This window comes from Halomonas alimentaria (assembly GCF_009902005.1).
GTDB classification, from domain to species: Bacteria; Pseudomonadota; Gammaproteobacteria; order Pseudomonadales; family Halomonadaceae; genus Halomonas; species Halomonas alimentaria.
In genome coordinates, this window is the sequence record NZ_WUTT01000001.1 from 155,735 (window position 1) to 169,438 (window position 13,704).

A 13,704-nucleotide genomic window follows, 5' to 3' on the forward strand; every position below is an offset into this window, starting at 1 on the left:
ATGGCGCCGCCTGACGCCCCGCAGACCTTCCTGTGGCACGACTACGAGACCTTCGGTGCCGATCCGCGGCGCGACCGGCCCTCCCAGTTCGCCGCGATCCGCACCGATGCCGAGTTCAACGAGATCGGTGAGCCGGTCACCTTGTACTGCCGGCCGGCCGATGACTTCCTGCCCCATCCCCAGGCCTGCCTGGTCACCGGCATCACCCCCCAGCAGGCGCGCCGCCGCGGGGTGCCCGAGGCGCAGTTCGCCGGACAGATCGAGGCGCTGATGAGCGCGCCGGGTACCTGCTCGGTGGGCTACAACAGCGTGCGCTTCGATGACGAGGTCAGTCGTCACCTCTTCTACCGTAACCTCCTCGATCCCTATGCCCGGGAGTGGCAGAACGGCAACTCCCGCTGGGACCTGATCGACGTGGTACGGGCCTTTCACGCCCTGCGCCCGGAGGGACTCGAGTGGCCGCGTCGGGAGGATGGTGCCCCCAGCTTCAGGCTCGAGGACCTCACCGCCGCCAACGGCATCGAGCACGCCGGGGCTCACGATGCCCTGGCCGATGTACGCGCCACCATCGCCCTGGCCCGGCGCCTGCGCGAGGCCAATGCCAATCTCTTCAACCTGCTGTTGAGCCGGCGCGGCAAGCGCGCCGTGGGCAAGCTGCTCGATGTGCCCGGGCGCAAGCCGCTGCTGCATATCTCGCGGCGCTACCCTGCCAGCCGCGGCTGCGCCGCCCTGGTGGTGCCGCTGGCCGAGCACCCCACCAATCCCAACGGGGTAGTCGTCTACGACCTCTCGGTGGATCCGGCGCCGCTCTTCGAACTCTCCGCCGAGCAGATTCGTCAGCGGGTCTTCGTCAGCAACGACGACCTGGCCGAGGGTGTCGAGCGCATCCCGCTCAAGGTGATCCATATCAACAAGTGTCCGGTGCTCTTCCCGGCCGGCGCCCTCAAGGACGTGGCGGGGGAGCGCAAGGGACAGTACGGCGAGATCGTCGAGCGCCTGGGCCTGGACATGGCGGCCTGTCGTGACCACTGGAAGCGCCTGGCCAGCCACCCCGAAGTGGCCTCCCGGGCCGCCGAGGTGTTCGCCGAGCCGCCCCCGGCGGGGCCGGGGGATCCCGACCTGATGCTCTACTCGGGGGGCTTCTTCTCGCCGGCGGATCGCCAGCAGATGCAGCGGGTACGGGATACCGACCCCTGGGATCTGGTGGGGGCCACGTTCGCCTTCCAGGACCCGCGCCTGGAGGAGATGCTGTTCCGGTACCGGGCGCGCAGCTTCCCCGAGACGCTGGAGGGCGAGGAGCTCGCCCGTTGGGAGGCCGACCGCTGGGCGCGCATGAATGACGCCGAGGTGGCGAGCCTCACCCTCAAGGGCTTCGCCCGGGAAATCGAGCGCCTCAATGGCGTCGAGCTGACCGACCGCGACCGCCAGGTCCTCGAGGAGCTGGTGATGCACGTCGAGGCGATACTGCCGCCCCAGGCCTTCGATGCTTGAGAACATAAGAGCTAAGGGCTGATCTGATCGCGGGGCTGACCCGGCGGCAGGCCTTCGAGGAGGCGCTGTGAACCCATCCCTGGGCGCTACCGACGCCATCCATGGCGTAGGACCTCCTCTTCGGCCTGCCCCCTGCGCCCCTTACTCCTGGCCCTCCGGCAGCGGTACGAGGTGCTTGGTCAGTGTCAGGACGTCGTCGGGCTCATCGCCCGGATCGAAGGCGACCGCCACCGTCGGCGCGTCGCGCAACGCCTGCCAGGCCTGGCGCAGCTCGTCCGGGCTCACCGCGAGCACCCTCTCGGCCAGCCGCTCGCGGCGATCGAAGTCGGTGTCGCCGTAGGCCAGGGCCCGCCACAGGCGGTCGGTGCGGCCCCCCAGGCTGGTGTCGCGCCGGGTCAGCTCGGCGTGCACCGCCTGGCGATAGGCGGCCAGGTCATCCTCCTCGAGCGTCGCCAGGGTGGCCTCGAAGTCGTCGAGGAAGGCGTCGACGTGTTCGCCGATCGCCTCGCTCCCGGTCTCGGGTGACTGCACCATCAGGGCGAGTCCCGGGGCGTCCAGCATCGGCGAGTAGCCGGCGTTGACCACGTAGCCGAGCTGCTGCTCGGTGCGCAGGCGCTGGTAGAAGGGCGTGTCGATCAACTGCCCCAGCACTGCCAGGCGCGCCTGGCTCGAGAGCGAGCGGTCCGGGCCCTGCAGGTAGCGCAGCAGTATCGATTCCTCGCGACTGGTGTGCGGGGTCAGGATGGGGAGGTCCGTGGCGGCATCCAGGGGCACCAGCTCGGGAATCGCATCGGCGGAGAGCGTCGGGGCGAGGGTCTCGGCCACCCGGCGCGCGATGGTGTCGGCCTGCTCGGCGTCGAGGTTGCCCACCGCCATGGCTTCAAGGCGCAGCTCGCCGAGGAAGGCATCGCGGAAGTCGTGCAGGTCCTCGGTCGTCAAGCCTTCGCTTTCCTCGAGCAGCGCCGCGCTGGGCCACTGGGGACGCACCAGGGCCTCGGCCAGGGTGCGGCTGGCCTGGCGGTGCAGCGGGTCCTGGGGGGCATTGCGCCACTCGCGCTGCAGGCGGTAGCGCACGCGCTCGAAGGTGGCCGGGGCGATCTCGCCCTCCTGCAGCTGCTCGATCACGCGCTCCATCACCACCTCCTGGCGGTCGCGCCAGCCGGAGAAGGCCAGGGTGATGCCCCGGGCGTGGGCATAGGCATCGACCCCCTGGCCGGCCAGCCGTGCCGGGTAGAGCGCCTCGTTCAGGCTATCCTCCAGCCAGCCGGCGAGCAGTCGGGCCAGCACCGCGGCGCGGGGCGCCTCGGCGGCACGCGGGTGCTGCAGGCTGAAACGCCACTCCGCCTTGGGCGTGTCGAAGCTGGCGTCGGCCATGTGCCAGAAGGCGAAGGCGGGCTCGTCGATCCGCTGCCGCGGGCGCTCGTCCTGGGCGTCGAGCAGCGTGAGGTCCTCGGCGATATAGGGGTTGGGCTCGGGCAGCGCCAGGTCGTCGAGGAGCCTGCCTTCGGTGCTGTGCGTGTCGTCACGCCAGGGGGCGTTGAACCAGGGCGAGGTCTGGTCGCCCTCGACGTCCGGGGCGCTGTAGAGGCGGATCAGGTTGTCGGGGGTAAGGGCGGCCAGGTAGTCGCGGGTACGCTCGCGGTCGAAGCCGTCCATGCGGTAGTCGGCAAACTGCACATCCTCCACCGGGAAGCGCGCCAGGTTCATGGCCAGGCGCATGGCGTCCTGCAGGGGCGAGCCGTGCTGCTGGAACTGGAAGCTCTGCTCGGCCAGGCGCGCCTGCTGCTCATAGCGCCACGCCTCGGGGCCGGCCTCGCGGATCGTCTCGATGGCGGTGAAAAGGCTGGCCTCTATGGCGTCGCGTTGCTCGGCGCCCTCCGGGGTCAGGCTGAGGCTGACGGTGAACAGGGCATGCCGGCCATCGCCCCGGGAGACCCCGGCGGAGAGGCCGTCGGCCCAGCCCGCCTCGCGCAGGGCGGCGAGCAGGCTGCCCTCGCCCTCATGACCCAGCAGGTGGGCGATCAGGTCGGCGGGCTTGTGGCGGTACTCGGCGACGGGGTCGGGTACCGGGAAGAAGAAGCGCAGCTGGCGACTGTCACGCAGCGACTGCACGGCGACCCGCCGGGGCAGCGACTCCGGCAGGGCCAGCGGGGTGGCTATCTCGGGGCGCTCGAGGCCGCGATCGGGCACCGTGGCGAAGTGCTCGGCGACCAGCTTTTCCAGCTCGTCCAGGGGTTGGGGAGCCACCACCGCCAGGTGCATGACATTGGGGCCATAGTACGACTCGTAGAAGTCGATGACTCGCTCACGCAGGTCGGGTTCGCCCTCGGGGCGATCGGCCAGGGTCTCGCGGCTGCCCACCGAGAAGCCGGTAAAGGGGTGTTCGGGGTTGAGCACGCGGTCGAGCAGGTCGTTCTCGCGTCGCCCCTCGTCGCGGATGCGCGCCATGTACTCGGAGTGCACCACGTTGCGCTCGCTCTCCAGGCGGTCGGCGTTGAACAGCGGGGCGATGAAGAACTGGCTGAAGCGGTCCAGGGCGCCGGCGAGGGCGTCCGGCTCGATATCGAAGAAGTAGTTGGTGTCCTGGGGCGCGGTGAAGGCGTTGTGGCTGCCGCCGTGGCGGGTCAGGTAGCTCTGGTAGGCGTCCGCCTCGGGGTAGGGCTCGGTGCCCAGGAACAGCATGTGCTCGAGGAAATGGGCGAGGCCGGCCAGGTCCCCGGGATCCTGGGCGCTGCCCACCGAGACGTTTAGGGATACCGCCGCCTTGTCGGCCTCGGGGTCGCTGACCAGCAGGGCGGTGAGGCCATTCTCCAGGGTCACCACGCGATAGTCGCGCTCGTCGTTGGGGCTGATGCGTGGCGTGGTGGCGTCGGCCACCTCATCGATGCTCTCGGCCCGGGTCGGGGCGGCGAGCACCAGCAGGGCGAGCAGCTGCAGGCACATCAAGCAGAGGGGCAGCAGCCGCATTAGCGGCGCGAGGGTCTGGGCGCGGGTCATCGTCTCTCCAGGGAGTTCTGGTGGCGTAGCATGGGGCCTACCGGATGGGCGCAGGCCGCCTCCTGGTTCGCCGGGTTGTTCACACGTCTTGATACCGGGAAAGCGCCGAGGAGTTCCCGTGGTGCCGTGGCCAGCATGGCCTGGGCGGTCTCTGCCGGCGTCTGCGGGTCGAGCCAGCGCCGTGCATCGTCGGAAGGGATGACCGCCGGCAGGCGGTCGCCGAGCGGCGCCAGCAGGGCGTTGGTCGGCACCGTGATCAGTGCCAGGGAATCGGTGTGCTCGGCGAGGCTGGTGTGGAAGCGGCACCAGAGTGCAGCCAGCAGTAGCGGGCCACGGTCGACCCGGGTGACCAGGAAGGGCTGCTTGGCGCGCGGCTGGGATTTCCAGACATAGATACCGGTGGCCGGAACCAGACAGCGCCGGGCCTGGAAGGCCTCGCGAAACATGCGGCGCTCGGCCAGCGACTCCGCCCGTGCGCAGTGGGGGGCATGGTCCAGTACCGTGAGCCAGGGCGGCGTCAGCCCCCAGAACAGCCGTCCCAGGTGCGGTCGGCCGGCCTCCAGGCGGATGCCCGAGAGCATGCGGCGGGGTGCCAGGTTGGCACTGGTCACCTGAGGCATGTCCATCACCAGGTCGGGCAGCAGCTGGCTGAAGTCGATCGGTGCGATATGCAGTCGGCCGGCCATGGGAGCTCCGGGTCAGGGTGCGTCAGGGTAACACAGCTATCGAAAACAGTGTTCGATGTGCGCTATCCTTGGGGTCCTTCACGCAACTGCCCGCTCCGGCTCGCGAGGAACTCGATGGCTCGTCCCAGACAGCATGCTCCCGAGGCACTTCATGCCCAGGTCATGGCGGCGTGCGACGCCTGGTTGCAGGACAATCCGGTACACAGCCTGTCCCTGCGTGCCCTGGCGCGCGAGGTGGGGTGCGCTCCCAGCACCCTGCTCAAGCTCTATGGCAGCTTTCATAACCTGCTGCAGCACGTCAATATCGAGACCCTCGGCCACCTGCGCGAGGTGATCGAGCCGCTGACCAGCCAGGCCACCCCGGAGGAGCGGCTGCGTGCCCTGGCCCGCGCCTACTGGCAGTTTGCCCAGCGTGAGGCCTACCGCTGGCAGCTGCTGTTCGACTTCCCGCTGGCCCAGGAAGGTGAGCTGGATCAGCGTCAGACCGAGATGATCGAGGCGCTCTTCCGCCGCGTCGAGGCCACCCTCAAGGAGTATCAGCCGGCCCTCGATGATCTAGAGGCGCGCCGCCTGGGGCGCACCCTGTGGGGCAGCGTGCATGGCCTGGTGCTGCTGGGCCTCAACGAGCGCCTGGGCTACTGGCAGGGTCAGCAGCTGGAGGTGGGGGAGTTGCTCGACCAGCTGCTGGGGACCATCCTCGCCGGCCTGCGGGCCAGATAGGGGGGCCCTTGACGGCGCTGATCTGGTCCCTGGTCGCCTGTGTGGCGCTGTGGCTCGCCTGGCGGCTCGTGCAGGCGCCGCGTCCAACGGTGCGCCTGTTGGTCTATCTGCTGGTCCGCCTGATCTACCGGCTGCGCCGGGTGGGGGTCGAGCACCTGCCCAGGCGCGGTGCCGCCCTGGTGGTGTGCAACCACGTCAGCTTCATGGATGCGCTGGTGATGGGAGGTGCCAGCCCGCGGCCTTTACGTTTCCTGATGGACAAGCCGATCTATGACTCCCCCTGGCTCAACTGGCTGTTCCGCCTGGTGGGTGCGATTCCCGTGGAGTCGGAGCGCTGTGACACGGGTAGCCTGCGCCGAGCGCTGGATGAGGTGAGTCGTGCGCTGCGCGATGGTGAGGTGGTGATGCTGTTTCCCGAGGGGCGGCTGACACTGGATGGCGAGGTGCAGGAGTTCCGCCGTGGCCTTGAGCTGATCCTTGCGCGTGATCCGGTCCCGGTGATTCCGGCAGGCCTTTCCGGGTTGTGGGGGTCATGGACCTCCCACTGCCACGGCCGAGCCCTGAGCGGGCGACCACGCCGCTTCCGCGCCCGGGTGATGTTGCGGCTCGGCGAGCCGCTCTCGCCGGGTGCGGCCACCCGGCGCCACCTGCAGGCCCGGGTAAGCGAGCTCAAGTGCGAAGGGGATGCCTGGACCCAGCCGCTAGCCGAACAGCAGGTCCAGCGGCACTGAGCTGGGCTCCCGGCTCAGCGCCGTCGTGGTGCCGGCCAGCAGCGGGCCTCGGTGATCAGGTTGTCGCGTACCTCCTGGATCTCCATGCGCACGCCACCCACCTGCAGCGAGACGGGGCCCTCCGGAAACGCCTCCAGGTGCTCGAGGATCAGGCCGTTGAGCGTCTTGGGGCCATCGGTGGGCAGCTGCCAGCCCAGTGACTTGTTGACGTCGCGGATATTGGCGGTGCCTTCGATCACCACGCTGCCGTCCTCCTGGCGGTGGATCTCCTCCTCCATGCCCGCCACATCGGTGGTGAACTCGCCGACGATCTCCTCGAGGATATCCTCCAGCGTCACCAGCCCCTCCACATCGCCGTACTCGTCCACCACGATGCCGATGCGGCGCTTCTGCTTCTGGAAATTGAGCAGTTGGGTATGCAATGGAGTGGACTCGGGAATGAAGTAGGGCTCTCGAGCCTCCTGCACGATGGCCGCCTTGGTCACCTCGCTGCGGGAGAGGAAGCGTGCCGCGTTGCGCAGGTGCAGCATGCCGATGATGTTGTTGATGTCACCCTTGTAGACCGGGAGCCGGGTGTGCTGGCTGGTACGGATCTGGACGAGGATTTCCTCGAGGCCATCGTCGAGGTTGATGCCGACGACCTCATGGCGCGGCACCATGATGTCGTTCACGGTGACGTTCTCGAGGTCGAGGATGGAGAGCAGCATCGTCTGGTGGCGCTGCGGAATCAGGGTGCCCGCTTCATGGACCACGGTGCGCAGCTCGTCGCGGGTCAGGTTGTCGCCGTCGCCATCGATGTTGCGCACGCCGATCAGGCGCAGCAGGCCGTTGGAGATCACGTTGACCAGCCACACCAGCGGATAGAGCAGCTTGAGCAGCGGTTCGAGCACCAGCGAGGCGGGGAAGGCGATGCGCTCCGGCTTCACCGCCGCATAGGTCTTGGGGGTGACCTCGGCGAAGATCAGGATGGTGATGGTCAGGGCGGCGGTGGCCACGGCAGGGCCGGTGACGTCGCCGAGGAAGTGAATGGCGATGATGGTGGCGATGGACGCCGCCAGGTTGTTGACGAAGTTGTTGCCGATCAGGATCACGCCGATCAGCCGATCGGGACGAGCGAGCAGCCTGGCGACTCTCTGGGCGCGCGCTTCGCCGCTGTTGACCCGGTGGCTGAGACGGTAGCGATTGATGGACATCATGCCGGTCTCGGAGCTCGAGAAGAAGGCAGACAGGCAGACAAGCAGGAACAGCAGGCCGAACAGCAATCCCAGTGGGAAGTCGTCGCTCAAGTCGAAGGGTCCTCGGTCGCGGGTCAGGCTCGATTTGACGGGAGGTGGGCGCGCGGTGTCAAGACGATGGAAAGTCGTTCAACCGCGGCCGAGTAGCACTTCCAGCACGAAGCGGCTGCCGAAGTAGGCCACCAGCAGTACCGCGCTGCCACCCAGGGTCCAGCGCACGGCACGCATGCCACGCCAGCCCAGGCGGTGATGGCTGAACAGCAGGGTGGCGAAGATCACCCAGGCGGCCAGCGAGAGGATGGTCTTGTGGGCGAGGTGCTGGGCGAACATGTTGTCGAGGAACGCGAAGCCGCTGATGATCGCGAGGGTCAGCAGCCCCATACCGGCCCAGATAAGCTCGAAGAGCAGGCGCTCCATGGAGGTCAGCGGGGGCAGGGCCTGGACGATGCCGCGGATCTGGTGATGGCGCAGGGCACGGTTCTGCAGGCCTAGCAGCACCGCCTGGACGGCGGCGATGGCGAGTACCGCAAACCCCAGCAGGGAGCTGATGGCATGCAGTGCCACGCCGGGAGGCAGGTCATCGGAGTGTGGCGCCGCCGGCACCGTCGCGGCCAGCAGCAGCGCGATTCCCGCCAACGGCAGGATACCCGTCGCGGCACCCAGTACTGGTTTGAACAGGCTGATACCCAGCAGCAGGGCGACCGCCATGGCGCTGATCAGCACCATGCTGGCGTAGAGCCCCGGCAGCACCTGGGCATCGTGGCCGAAGAGGCCGATGACCAGTGGCAGGTGACACAGCAGACCCAGCAGCGCGAGGCCGCGTACCAGCATCGGTTGCGGCGCGACTCGGCGAGCCAGGGTCAACCCCTGCCAGGAGGCGGCGGCGATGTAGAGGAGGAAGGCTATTATGGCCAGGGCGAGCGCCTGCATGGGTTGCGATCCGTGCGCTTGTGGAAGTGAACAGCATAAGGGTGACTAGCGTGCGGCTACTATACCCAATCCCCCGCCTGCCGCACAGGCCGTGGCCTGCGGCACCTCGTCCCGGGGCGCGAAGCCAGGTGCATGGAGAGTCGCGCCCACAGCGCGTATAATCGCTCGCAAACTTCAGGCCATCGCACATGTGGAGAGGCCAATGTTCCAGAATCTCAGTGAGCGCCTGTCGCAGACGCTCAAGTCGATCAAGGGTCAGGCGCGCCTGACCGAAGACAACGTCAAGGATACCCTGCGCGAGGTGCGCCGGGCCCTGCTCGAAGCCGACGTCGCCCTGCCGGTGGTCAAGGACTTCATCGAGAGGGTGCGCGAGCGCGCCGTGGGTCAGGAGGTCTCGAAGAGCCTCTCGCCCGGTCAGCAGTTCGTCAAGATCGTCCAGCAGGAGCTCGAGGCGACCATGGGCGAGGCCAATGAGGGCCTGACGCTCAAGGGCTCGCCGGCGGTGGTCCTGATGGCCGGCCTGCAGGGTGCAGGCAAGACCACCTCGGTGGCCAAGCTGGCGCGCTACCTGCGCGAGCGCGAGAAGAAGAAGGTGCTGGTGGTTTCCGCCGACGTCTATCGCCCGGCGGCCATCGATCAGCTCGAGACCCTGGCGAAGGAGGTCGAGGTCGACTTCTTCCCGTCGCGCTCCGACCAGAAACCTGTCGATATCGCCGAGGCGGCGATCCGGCACGCCAAGATCCAGTTCCATGACGTGGTGCTGGTGGATACCGCCGGTCGCCTGGCCATCGACGAGGCGATGATGGCGGAGATCCAGGCGCTGCACAAAGCCGTCTCGCCCCAGGAGACGCTGTTCGTCGTCGACGCCATGACCGGTCAGGACGCCGCCAACACCGCCAAGGCCTTCCACGAGGCCCTGCCGCTGACCGGCGTGATCCTGACCAAGGCCGACGGCGACGCCCGCGGCGGTGCCGCTCTCTCGGTGCGCCATATCACCGGCAAGCCGATCAAGTTCATGGGCGTGGGCGAGAAGGTCGACGCCCTGGAGCCCTTCCATCCGGACCGTGTCGCCTCGCGGATCCTCGGCATGGGCGACGTGCTGTCGCTGATCGAGGAGGCCGAGCGCACCGTCGACAAGGGCAAGGCCGAGAAGCTGGCCAAGAAGGTCAAGAAGGGCCAGGGCTTCGACCTCGAGGACTTCCGCGACCAGCTCCAGCAGCTCAAGAAGATGGGCGGCATGGGCGGCCTGCTGGGCAAGCTGCCGGGCATGGGGCAGATGGCAGAGATGGCCCAGGGCCCCGGTCCCGAGAAGGAGATGGGCAAGCTCGAGGCACTGATCAACTCCATGACACCCCAGGAGCGCCGCAAGCCGGAGATCATCAACGGCTCGCGCAAGCGGCGCATCGCTGCCGGCGCCGGCCTGCAGGTGCCCGACCTGAACCGCCTGCTCAAGCAGCACAAGCAGATGCAGAAGATGATGAAGAAGGCGGGCAAGAAGGGCGGCATGCAGAACATGATGCGAGGCATGTCCGGCATGATGGGTGGCGGCGGCCCGGGAGGCCCCGGGGGCATGGGGGGCATGGGCGGAATGGGTGGTCCGGGCGGCAAGCCCTGGCGATAAACCCGAAAAAGGTTCCCAAGCGGGGCTGTTTTCCGTAGAATGCTGCGTCTTCACTGGCAGGACCGCGAATGGCGCGGTCATCGTCGTGACCGAATCCAACTCAACCGAAGGACTGACTAGGCCATGGTTACCATTCGTCTGGCTCGTGGTGGCGCCAAGAAGCGTCCCTTCTACCACCTGACCGTTACCGATTCCCGCAACGCCCGCGACGGCCGTTTCATCGAGCGTCTCGGCTTCTTCAACCCGGTCGCCCGCGGCCAGGAAGAGCGTCTGCGCATCGACCTCGACCGTATTGCCCACTGGCAGAGCCAGGGTGCCCAGCTCTCCGGCCGCGTCGCCGAGCTGGTCAAGGAAGCTCGCAAGCAGGCCTGAGGCCTGATGCGATGGTTATCTCGGTTCCGAGGTCGTCGATGAGCGAATCTGCCAAGGCTCAGCCCGCCGACGATCATGTGGTGCTGGGAAAGCTGACCAGCCCCTATGGCGTGAAGGGCTGGCTCAGGGTGTACTCGTACACCAGCCCCATGGAGGGCATCCTCGACTACTCCGAGTGGGTAGTGCGTCACGGCGAGACGCTCGAGCGTCGCCGCCTGGTGCAGGGGCGCCGCCATGGCAAGAGCCTGGTGGCCCGGCTGGAGGGCTGTGATAGCCGCGAGGCCGCCGAAGCGCTGGCCGGTGCGGAGATCGTGATGCCCAAGGCCGAGTTGCCCGAACTGACCGGCGACGACTTCTACTGGCACGAACTGGAAGGCCTGCGGGTCGTGACCCGCGAGGGCAGCGTGCTGGGGCGCATCGACCACCTCTTCGAGACCGGCGCCAACGACGTCATGGTCGTGAAGGGGAGTCTCGAGGCGGACGCCATCGACGCCCGCGAGCGGCTGCTGCCGTTCCTGCCCGAGGAGGTGATCCTCGAGGTCGACCTCGAGGCTGGCGTGATGACTGTCGACTGGGATCCCGAATTTTGACGGAATCCGAAGCGACCCCGGTCGAGTCGGTGCCCGACATGTGGATCGGCGTCGTCTCGCTGTTTCCGGAGATGTTCGAGGCGATAACCCGCCACGGCGTCACTGGTCGGGCAGTGGACAAAGGACGTATCGCGCTGGAGATCTGGAACCCGCGCGACTACGCCAGCGACCGGCATCGCACCGTCGACGACCGCCCCTACGGTGGCGGGCCGGGGATGCTGATGAAGGTCGATACCCTGCGCGCGGCGATCCACGCCGCCAGGGCCAGGGCCGAGCAGGCCACCGGGCAGCGTCCCAGGGTGATCTATCTGTCGCCCCAGGGGCGGCGGCTCGACCAGGCCGGCGCGCAGGAACTGGCTGCCGGACCACCCCTGGTGGTGGTGGCCGGGCGTTACGAAGGCATCGATGAACGCGTGGTTGAGAGCGACATCGATGAGGAGTGGTCGATCGGCGACTACGTGCTGAGCGGCGGCGAGCTGCCGGCCATGGTGCTGATCGATGCCGCGGCAAGGCTGGTGCCCGGAGTGCTGGGCCATCAGGATTCCGCGGTCGAGGACTCCTTCAATGACGGGCTGCTGGACTGCCCGCACTACACCCGCCCGGAGGCGATCGACGGGCGGCAGGTGCCGGAAGTCCTGCTCAGCGGCAATCACGGCGCCATCCGGCGCTGGCGGCTGAAGCAGTCCCTGGGGCGTACCTGGCAGCGGCGCCCCGACCTGCTGGAAGGCAGGGAGTTGAGCAAGGAGCAGCGCGAGCTGCTCCGGGAGTACCTCGAGGAACACGCGCTGCTCGCCAGATAGGGCAGGGCGGAGGTGCGGGACATCCAAGCCGCCGAGCTTGTGGCCCCGCGTCACCCATTATCTCCCGCGCTCTCGAGTTCGTTCGAGCGCCGGGATCACGATTCACCGGCAAGCCAAGCGACCGCTGAATCAGGTTATCAAGGAGTCATTGTCATGAGCAGCAAGAACAAGGTGATCCAGGCGCTCGAAGCCGAGCAGATGAGCAAGGAGATCCCGGCCTTCGCCCCCGGCGACACCGTTGTCGTCCAGGTCAAGGTCAAGGAAGGCAACCGCGAGCGTCTCCAGGCCTTCGAAGGTGTGGTGATCGGCAAGCGCAACCGCGGTCTGAACTCCGCCTTCACCGTGCGCAAGATCTCCCACGGTGTCGGCGTCGAGCGTACCTTCCAGACCTACAGCCCGCTGGTCGACTCCATCAGCGTCAAGCGTCGCGGCGACGTACGCCAGGCCAAGCTGTACTACCTCCGTGAGCGCAGCGGTAAGTCTGCTCGCATCAAGGAAAAGCTGGTCTGAGGCCGAGGCCTCGGAGCCCACGAGCCGGGGCCCTGCCCCGGCTCGACCGAGAAACCCCGTCACCGCTTGCGCGGGGCGGGGTTTCCTTTTACCCGAGGCATGCCAGCCGGAGCCTGCCATGAGCGCGCCAGACGAGAGTGCCACCATCGATGCCTTCCTCGATGCCCTGTGGCTCGAGCAGGGGGTGAGCGAGCATACGCTGGCCGCCTACCGTCGTGACCTGGCTGCCTGGGCGGCGCGTCTCGCCGAGGGTGGCGAGACTCTGGTCACGCCGGCCCCCGCGAGCCTGCCGACCTGGCTCGATGAGCGGCGTGAGGCCGGCTATCGACTGCGCAGCAACGCCCGGCTGCTCTCCAGCCTGCGTCGCTTCTACCGCTGGGCGCTGGAGACGGGGCGCATCGAGCGTGATCCGCTGGCCGAGGTTCGCCTGCAGCGGGTGCGCCCCAGCCTGCCGGAGACCCTGGAGGAGGCCGAGGTGGAGCGGCTGATCGCCGCGCCGGATATCACGACCGACCTGGGGCTGCGCGACCGCACCATGCTGGAGGTGCTCTACGGGGCGGGGCTGCGCGTCTCGGAGCTGGTGGGGCTGACCACCGATGCCGTGAACCTGCGCCAGGGCGTGGTCAGGGTGCGCGGCAAGGGCGACAAGGATCGCCTGGTGCCATTGGGCGAAGAGGCCGTGGACTGGGTCTCGCGCTACCTGCGTACCGCCCGCGGGGCGCTGATGCGCGACGCCACCCGGCCGGCACTCTTCCCGGGGCGCGACGATCAGCCGCTGACCCGGCAGGCCTTCTGGTACCGGATCAAGCACCATGCCAGGATCGCCGGTATCGAGCGCTCGCTGTCACCGCATACCCTGCGCCACGCCTTCGCCACCCATCTGTTGAATCATGGCGCCAATCTGCGTGTCGTACAGATGCTGCTCGGTCACAGTGACCTCTCTACCACCCAGATCTATACCCATGTGGCCCAGGCGCGTCTGGAGCGCCTGCATGCCGACCACCACCCACGAGGATGAATC

13 protein-coding genes are annotated in these 13,704 nt (G+C 68.0%); 9 read left to right on the plus strand and 4 right to left on the minus strand.

Annotation, left to right across the window (positions count from 1 at the left end; all coding sequences use genetic code 11):
* Positions 1-1,491 carry an exodeoxyribonuclease I gene (sbcB, locus tag GRB96_RS00770; protein ID WP_161429997.1) on the plus strand — a complete coding sequence of 497 codons (1,491 nt, stop codon included), beginning with the start codon at positions 1-3 and terminating at the stop codon, positions 1,489-1,491.
* A gap of 141 nt (positions 1,492-1,632) precedes the next feature.
* On the opposite strand, the gene GRB96_RS00775 is transcribed toward sbcB, so the two are convergent.
* Together GRB96_RS00775 and GRB96_RS00780 are read right to left on the minus strand one after the other, a co-directional pair.
* Positions 1,633-4,488: an insulinase family protein gene (locus GRB96_RS00775; protein ID WP_240894106.1), complete on the minus strand. Its 2,856-nt coding sequence runs from the start codon at positions 4,486-4,488 to the stop codon at positions 1,633-1,635.
* Positions 4,485-5,174, minus strand: a complete 690-nt coding sequence (locus GRB96_RS00780; RefSeq protein WP_161429998.1) for an SOS response-associated peptidase — start codon at positions 5,172-5,174, stop codon at positions 4,485-4,487. Before GRB96_RS00780 ends, GRB96_RS00775 begins: the two co-directional genes overlap by 4 nt.
* Before the next feature lie 114 nt (positions 5,175-5,288).
* Here GRB96_RS00780 and GRB96_RS00785 point away from each other — a divergent pair, with 114 nt between their 5' ends.
* Both GRB96_RS00785 and GRB96_RS00790 read left to right on the plus strand, forming a co-directional pair.
* Positions 5,289-5,894 carry a TetR/AcrR family transcriptional regulator gene (locus tag GRB96_RS00785; RefSeq protein WP_161429999.1) on the plus strand — a complete coding sequence of 202 codons (606 nt, stop codon included), beginning with the start codon at positions 5,289-5,291 and terminating at the stop codon, positions 5,892-5,894.
* 17 nt (positions 5,895-5,911) lie between these two features.
* Positions 5,912-6,625 carry a 1-acyl-sn-glycerol-3-phosphate acyltransferase gene (locus tag GRB96_RS00790; protein WP_420841777.1) on the plus strand — a complete coding sequence of 238 codons (714 nt, stop codon included), beginning with the start codon at positions 5,912-5,914 and terminating at the stop codon, positions 6,623-6,625.
* A 14-nt stretch (positions 6,626-6,639) separates the two neighbouring features.
* On the opposite strand, the gene GRB96_RS00795 is transcribed toward GRB96_RS00790, so the two are convergent.
* Positions 6,640-7,911, minus strand: coding sequence for an HlyC/CorC family transporter (locus tag GRB96_RS00795; RefSeq protein ID WP_161430001.1), 1,272 nt, complete (start codon positions 7,909-7,911; stop codon positions 6,640-6,642).
* 78 nt (positions 7,912-7,989) lie between these two features.
* Entirely contained in the window at positions 7,990-8,790 is an 801-nt protein-coding gene (locus GRB96_RS00800) for a cytochrome C assembly family protein (protein WP_161430002.1), read from the minus strand.
* Between the two features lie 202 nt (positions 8,791-8,992).
* On the opposite strand from GRB96_RS00800, the gene ffh reads away from it, so the two are divergent.
* The 6 genes from ffh to xerD all read left to right on the plus strand — a co-directional run bounded on the left by ffh (position 8,993) and on the right by xerD (position 13,701).
* Positions 8,993-10,411, plus strand: coding sequence for a signal recognition particle protein (gene ffh / locus GRB96_RS00805; RefSeq protein ID WP_161430003.1), 1,419 nt, complete (start codon positions 8,993-8,995; stop codon positions 10,409-10,411).
* A gap of 123 nt (positions 10,412-10,534) precedes the next feature.
* Positions 10,535-10,783, plus strand: a complete 249-nt coding sequence (gene rpsP, locus GRB96_RS00810; protein ID WP_161430004.1) for a 30S ribosomal protein S16 — start codon at positions 10,535-10,537, stop codon at positions 10,781-10,783.
* Between the two features lie 38 nt (positions 10,784-10,821).
* On the plus strand, positions 10,822-11,373 hold the full coding sequence (gene rimM, locus GRB96_RS00815) for a ribosome maturation factor RimM (RefSeq protein WP_161430005.1): 552 nt from the start codon (positions 10,822-10,824) through the stop codon (positions 11,371-11,373).
* A gap of 38 nt (positions 11,374-11,411) precedes the next feature.
* Positions 11,412-12,173: a tRNA (guanosine(37)-N1)-methyltransferase TrmD gene (gene trmD, locus GRB96_RS00820; protein ID WP_161432952.1), complete on the plus strand. Its 762-nt coding sequence runs from the start codon at positions 11,412-11,414 to the stop codon at positions 12,171-12,173.
* 153 nt (positions 12,174-12,326) lie between these two features.
* A complete protein-coding gene (rplS, locus tag GRB96_RS00825) occupies positions 12,327-12,683 on the plus strand; it encodes a 50S ribosomal protein L19 (protein ID WP_161430006.1) in 357 nt (118 codons plus the stop codon).
* Between the two features lie 118 nt (positions 12,684-12,801).
* A complete protein-coding gene (gene xerD, locus GRB96_RS00830) occupies positions 12,802-13,701 on the plus strand; it encodes a site-specific tyrosine recombinase XerD (protein WP_161430007.1) in 900 nt (299 codons plus the stop codon).
* The last annotated feature ends 3 nt before the right edge of the window (positions 13,702-13,704 follow it).

Bases quoted from the DNA above. Each gene is read 5' to 3' on its own strand.
- xerD (WP_161430007.1), top strand. From the start codon at position 12,802: ATGAGCGCGCCAGACGAGAGTGCCACCATCGATGCCTTCCTCGATGCC.
- trmD (WP_161432952.1), top strand. From the start codon at position 11,412: ATGTGGATCGGCGTCGTCTCGCTGTTTCCGGAGATGTTCGAGGCGATA.
- rplS (WP_161430006.1), top strand. From the start codon at position 12,327: ATGAGCAGCAAGAACAAGGTGATCCAGGCGCTCGAAGCCGAGCAGATG.
- rpsP (WP_161430004.1), top strand. From the start codon at position 10,535: ATGGTTACCATTCGTCTGGCTCGTGGTGGCGCCAAGAAGCGTCCCTTC.
- GRB96_RS00775 (WP_240894106.1), bottom strand. From the start codon at position 4,488: ATGACCCGCGCCCAGACCCTCGCGCCGCTAATGCGGCTGCTGCCCCTC.
- sbcB (WP_161429997.1), top strand. From the start codon at position 1: ATGGCGCCGCCTGACGCCCCGCAGACCTTCCTGTGGCACGACTACGAG.
- GRB96_RS00800 (WP_161430002.1), bottom strand. From the start codon at position 8,790: ATGCAGGCGCTCGCCCTGGCCATAATAGCCTTCCTCCTCTACATCGCC.
- GRB96_RS00780 (WP_161429998.1), bottom strand. From the start codon at position 5,174: ATGGCCGGCCGACTGCATATCGCACCGATCGACTTCAGCCAGCTGCTG.
- GRB96_RS00785 (WP_161429999.1), top strand. From the start codon at position 5,289: ATGGCTCGTCCCAGACAGCATGCTCCCGAGGCACTTCATGCCCAGGTC.
- ffh (WP_161430003.1), top strand. From the start codon at position 8,993: ATGTTCCAGAATCTCAGTGAGCGCCTGTCGCAGACGCTCAAGTCGATC.
- rimM (WP_161430005.1), top strand. From the start codon at position 10,822: ATGAGCGAATCTGCCAAGGCTCAGCCCGCCGACGATCATGTGGTGCTG.